The 522-nt window shown below is 62.1% G+C and carries 1 protein-coding gene; it reads right to left on the reverse strand.

Features of this window, described 5'->3' with window-relative positions; translation table 11 throughout:
* Positions 1-522, reverse strand: a 522-nt coding sequence (locus ACX1DY_RS31510; RefSeq protein ID WP_458968058.1) for an AMP-binding enzyme, incomplete at both ends; no start/stop codon positions are given.

Raw genomic sequence — 522 nt, forward strand, 5'->3', positions numbered from 1 at the left:
AAGAAGTTGTCCCGGATACCCACCGGCTGTGAAAGGCCAAGCACGTCCTGCCAAATTGCCGCCAGCTTCGCTTCGATCTCGCTCCGCGGCGCGACGTATTCGCTTCCGGCCTGCACCAGACCTTGCGGCTCCGGCAGCGCCTTCCGGTCCACCTTGCCGTTGGCCGTCAGCGGAATCCGCTCCACTTCCACTACGTATGATGGCACCATGTACTCCGGCAGGCCGCGCTTCAAATACCCGCGCAACTCGGAGGCGTCGAATGCTCCGCTGCTCACCACGTACGCGCACAGGTACGCTTCGTCCCGCTCGTCTTTCCGGGCGATGACCACCGCTTCCTTCACGTCCGCGTGCTGCAATAGACGGTGCTCGATTTCGCCTGTCTCAATCCGGTACCCCCGGATTTTCACTTGCTCGTCGATCCGGCCCATGTACTCCAGGTTCCCGTCCGGCAGCCATCTGGCCAGGTCTCCCGTCCGGTACATCCGCTCACCAGGTTCGAATGGGTTATCCACGAACTTCTCC

Source organism: Paenibacillus sp. BAC0078 (assembly GCF_054483875.1).